This window comes from Microcoleus sp. Pol7_B2 (assembly GCF_036701035.1).
Classification (GTDB): Bacteria; Cyanobacteriota; Cyanobacteriia; order Cyanobacteriales; family Microcoleaceae; genus Microcoleus.
Window position 1 is genome coordinate 1 of record NZ_JAUBQB010000155.1, and the last position, 4306, is coordinate 4306.

Genomic DNA, 4306 nt, shown 5'->3' on the forward strand with positions numbered 1-4306 from the left:
GCACAGGCACTTCGGCAGGCAATGTTAACCACGATGAAAACTCATCCCCAGCCGCGAAATTGGGCGGCATTTACTTTGATTGGGGAGGCAGAGTAAGTTTTTAGGAATAGCGAATTGGCTCAATGTTTTTTTCCTAAATTTTATCCTAAATTATATCAATTCCGGTTGTACCGGAATCATAGAGCAGACGGCAGTGCGGTTTCCCTACCCAAAATAACATTCTAGGGAAACCGCACTGCCGTCTCCTTTTCGGATACTAATAATTCCCATGCAATCGGAAACGAGCTTTATTCTTTAGTCGGCGCAGGCCGACTTTGTTTGTGTAGACGGGGTTTCAACCGCCGAGTTATCTCAATCTCAAAACTGATGGAAGTGAACCATCTACTCTACATATTCACCTACATTGCACTTTCCCGCAATCTCTTTTGCACCCCGTACTTCATCAAGTCTGTGGGTAGAACGAATGATTTCCCGATCTGGGTTGCTTAAGATTTAAGTCAAGTGTTAAGAGGATTTTTTTATGGCTTTACAACCCGCTCCGTCAGAATCTCGACTATTAATTGGCGACAATACATCCGAAGTTGTTACTTTGTCGATCGCAGATGCAACTAATTTTCCTTTGGGAGTTTGGATGCTTGGAGGTGACGATGTAGTCACTGGCTCAACAGCTAATGATTTGGTTTATGGCAATGATGGAGAAGATTTTATCAGCGGGGATTTGGGCAACGATTCTTTATTCGGAGGCAAAAGTAAAGACTTCCTGACTGGAGAAGAGGGAAATGACTCTCTCAGTGGCGGTCAAGATGCAGATTTTCTAAGAGGTGATCCAGGAAACGATATTCTCTTGGGCGGCAGAGGCAATGATTTGTTAATCAGCGGTAGCGGAAATGACACTCTGGTGGGAGGTTTGGGTCAGGATATTTTAACAGGTTTGGATGATAATTATTCAATCAAAATCGGGGGCAGTAACTTGTACGTCATCCAAGCAGAACCCGGAGTTACAGATGTCAATAATGCCGATTTTGTTCTAGGTTTCAGAGTTGGCGTCGATCGAATTGGATTGGCAGGTGGTTTGAATGCTACTGATGTAGACTTGCAATACGTGACAAACATCACAGTTTTATTGGACTTTGATGCACCAGAAATTTTCAACCTATTGACCCCGCTCGGTACATTAGATGCTCAACCGGTACAGACTCAAGGCACTCTAATTAAAGTTAGGAATTCCGGCGAGATAGTAGGCTTTGTGGAAAATGCAAGAGTGGCAGATCTTCAAGGTAGTATTATCTCTGCTCCGGGATTTTGATCGCTTTTTACAGCTTCGTAGCGAGGAATAAATTCCTCATCAATGGCTCTTGAAAACTTCAGTGCCTAAAAGCGACATTTATATCTGAAAGAGGACTATTGAGTTATATTCTTCAGTCCTCTTTTAGAGGACTTGCGCTATGAGACAGGGAATTAATTCCCTGGCGGACTGGGGAATTAATCTTTGTTCGCGATCGCGTCTCAATAATCTTAACACTGATGGAAGTGAACCATCTACTCTACATATTCACCTACATTGCACTTTCCCGCAATCTATTTTGCACCCCGTACTCGATCAAGTCTGTGGGTAGAACGGATGATTTTTCGATCTGTGCTGCGTAAGATTTAAATCAAGAATGAATCTAAATATCTGAGGTTTTAAATTATGTTAAACATCACAACTAATTCTAACGAGCGCGTTTATTTCAATCAACAGTCAAACGATATCGCCCAATCAACATTTCCGGCTAACAGCGACTTGCTCAACCCAGCGATCAATCCATTGAATATTCCTGGTTATAGTCCTGAATCTAGCTTGACTAATTCCACAGCATCCAGCTTCGACCCACAGACACAGATAGCAGATTTTATTGTAGCTAATGCAGGCGCTGACTTCAGTTACTCTGCGAGCGATCGAGTTAGTGGCGAGGTCCCCGATTCTCAACTCAAACCGCAGTCACAATCAACGATCGCCAACGCAGATCCGCTAACAGGAACGATATCTGCTTCCCAGTTGAATTTCGCCGATCCAGGGAACTCTCTGTCGATAGCTCGTAATATTGTTGGTGTTGAAAATGGTAGCATCAACTTAACTGATTTTGTCGGAGTTGGAGCTTCCAACCATTTCTATCGATTCGATATCAACACTAAGAGCAATTTTAGCCTGCGTCTAGACGGTTTGAGAGCGGATGCTGACGTAAAGCTAATTCAAGATAGAAACCGCAACGGTGTAGTTGATTTTGGCGAAACTATTGACTACTCTCTTGAGAGTGGCATCGTCCCCGATGTCATTAATGTATCGAATCTGGCTCCAGGAACATACTATGTCCAAGTCTCTAGCTTCTTAGGCAACTCTACTAATTACAACCTGAATCTTTCTGCCACCTCTATTCCTGAACTAAATATTCCCACACCTAGCGGCACTTTTAATAGTAATTACGGCTACGGTTTGGTGAATGCAAATGCAGCAGTTTCCAGCACCTTAAACCGCTCAAATCCTTTCCCTGATATTCCCGATTTGGGCGGGAATAATTGGGCGCTAGATGTCATAAATACACCGGAAGTCTGGAATCAGAACATTACAGGAAATGGGATTGTTGTAGCTGTCGTGGATAGTGGTGTTGACTACACCCATCCTGACTTGGATGACAATATTTGGCAGAACCCTGGTGAAATTGCTGCAAACGGCATTGATGACGATCGCAACGGATATATTGATGATATTCGGGGTTGGGATTTTGTGGCTAGCGACGACAACCCAATGGATCTGGATTTATACGGTCACGGGACTCACATAGCAGGTGCGATCGCGGCGGAAGGAAATGATTTTGGCATCACAGGAGTTGCGCCCAATGCTAAGATTATGCCTGTCAGAGTGTTGGACGCCTCCCTTTTCGGCGAGTTGAATAATATTGCTGCTGGAATCCGCTATGCTGCTGATAATGGAGCAAATGTAATTAACCTCAGCTTGGGAAATGAGTTTTCCCCGTCCACCCAGGTGCATGACGCAATTGAGTATGCAAATAACAAAGGCTCTGTTGTGGTTATGGCAGCCGGAAATTTGGGTCACATCCAACCAGCTTATCCAGCTCGTAATGCCGATCGCTTGGGAATTGCAGTTGGCAGCATTGATATAAACGGCAGGATGGCTGACACCTCGAACCGTGCGGGTTCCACACCTTTAGATTACTTAGTTGCTCCGGGAGTAGACATCTATTCTACAACTCCCTATAGCACCTATGACACCCTAACTGGCACATCTATGGCAACGCCACAGGTAGCGGGTGTAGCGGCTTTAGTTTTGAATACTAATCCGACTTTAACTCCAGCTCAAGTTGAGTATATTTTGACGACAACAGCTAATCGGAATGGGTTGATAGGATAGCATTGCAAATCCCGACTTAATTCCTGCGGACATTAATCGAGCGTTAGAGCAGACGGCTCTGGATATGGACGATCTAAACACGCCAGGTTTTGATTTTGGATTTGACTATGCCAGTGGGTAATGGTTTGATTCAAACCGATCGGGCGATCGCTAAAATAGTCGTCTAATTCAGATTAGAGTCCCCATCCCTGCGGCGAGATTGGGGAGACAGAGTAAGCTTCTATGAAGGTCGATCGCCTGTGGCAGATTGAGGCGATCGCACGACGACGGCAGAAAGAGCGATCGGGCTAATTCTCTAAATTCCAACTCTAGAATCCTATGCTGTATTCCCCATTTAAGCGGCTCAACTCGACCCACTGTAGGCTCACTCATGTTTTCCTAGGTTCCATTTCCCTGTTCCTGCTTGCCACTATCCCGCTATTAACTACTCCTGACTCTCTCTTCCCAGCGATCGCTCAAACTACCGATGCTCGTGAAGCAGAGGCAGATCGGCTGTTGCAGCAGGGGATTCAACAGCTTCAGACTGGTCAATTAAGAGCAGCGCTGAATTCCTGGCAACAGGCACTCCAAATTTATCGCGCCCTCAAAAACCGCCGAGGGGAGGGTAATGCACTGGTCAATGTGGGAGTTGCTTACCTCAATCTGGGCGACTCGGCCAAAGCCATTGAGTATTCACAGCAATATTTAGGGCTTGCCCGCGAAATTAAAAACCGCCAAGTGGAGGGTATGGCACTGGGCAATTTGGGACTTGCTTACTACTATCTGGGCAACTATCCCAAAGTCATTGAGTATTCACAGCAACAGTTAGCGATCGCCCGCGAAATACAGCAAATTCCATGTAAATGTGGTACACTACATTCAGTACATCAGCAGAAAAAATGAAAGCTTATTCGCTCG

General features: G+C 45.1%; 4 protein-coding genes. 3 read left to right on the plus strand and 1 reads right to left on the minus strand.

Annotated elements, in window-relative coordinates:
* Window positions 1-520: 520 nt before the first annotated feature.
* Together QUA57_RS28080 and QUA57_RS28085 are read left to right on the plus strand one after the other, a co-directional pair.
* Window positions 521-1306 carry a calcium-binding protein gene (locus QUA57_RS28080; protein WP_333065059.1) on the plus strand — a complete coding sequence of 262 codons (786 nt, stop codon included), beginning with the start codon at window positions 521-523 and terminating at the stop codon, window positions 1304-1306.
* A 384-nt stretch (window positions 1307-1690) separates the two neighbouring features.
* A complete protein-coding gene (locus QUA57_RS28085) occupies window positions 1691-3409 on the plus strand; it encodes a S8 family serine peptidase (RefSeq protein ID WP_333065061.1) in 1719 nt (572 codons plus the stop codon).
* Between the two features lie 168 nt (window positions 3410-3577).
* Here QUA57_RS28085 and QUA57_RS28090 read toward each other — a convergent pair whose 3' ends face one another.
* The gene (locus tag QUA57_RS28090) at window positions 3578-3715 is read right to left on the minus strand and encodes a hypothetical protein (RefSeq protein ID WP_333065063.1); all 138 of its coding nucleotides are present in this window, start codon (window positions 3713-3715) and stop codon (window positions 3578-3580) included.
* A 12-nt stretch (window positions 3716-3727) separates the two neighbouring features.
* Here QUA57_RS28090 and QUA57_RS28095 point away from each other — a divergent pair, with 12 nt between their 5' ends.
* Window positions 3728-4291: a tetratricopeptide repeat protein gene (locus QUA57_RS28095; RefSeq protein ID WP_333065064.1), complete on the plus strand. Its 564-nt coding sequence runs from the start codon at window positions 3728-3730 to the stop codon at window positions 4289-4291.
* Window positions 4292-4306 lie beyond the last annotated feature (15 nt).

Coding starts and splice junctions, on each gene's coding strand:
- QUA57_RS28085 (WP_333065061.1), top strand. CDS start 1,691: ATGTTAAACATCACAACTAATTCTAACGAGCGCGTTTATTTCAATCAA.
- QUA57_RS28095 (WP_333065064.1), top strand. CDS start 3,728: ATGCTGTATTCCCCATTTAAGCGGCTCAACTCGACCCACTGTAGGCTC.
- QUA57_RS28080 (WP_333065059.1), top strand. CDS start 521: ATGGCTTTACAACCCGCTCCGTCAGAATCTCGACTATTAATTGGCGAC.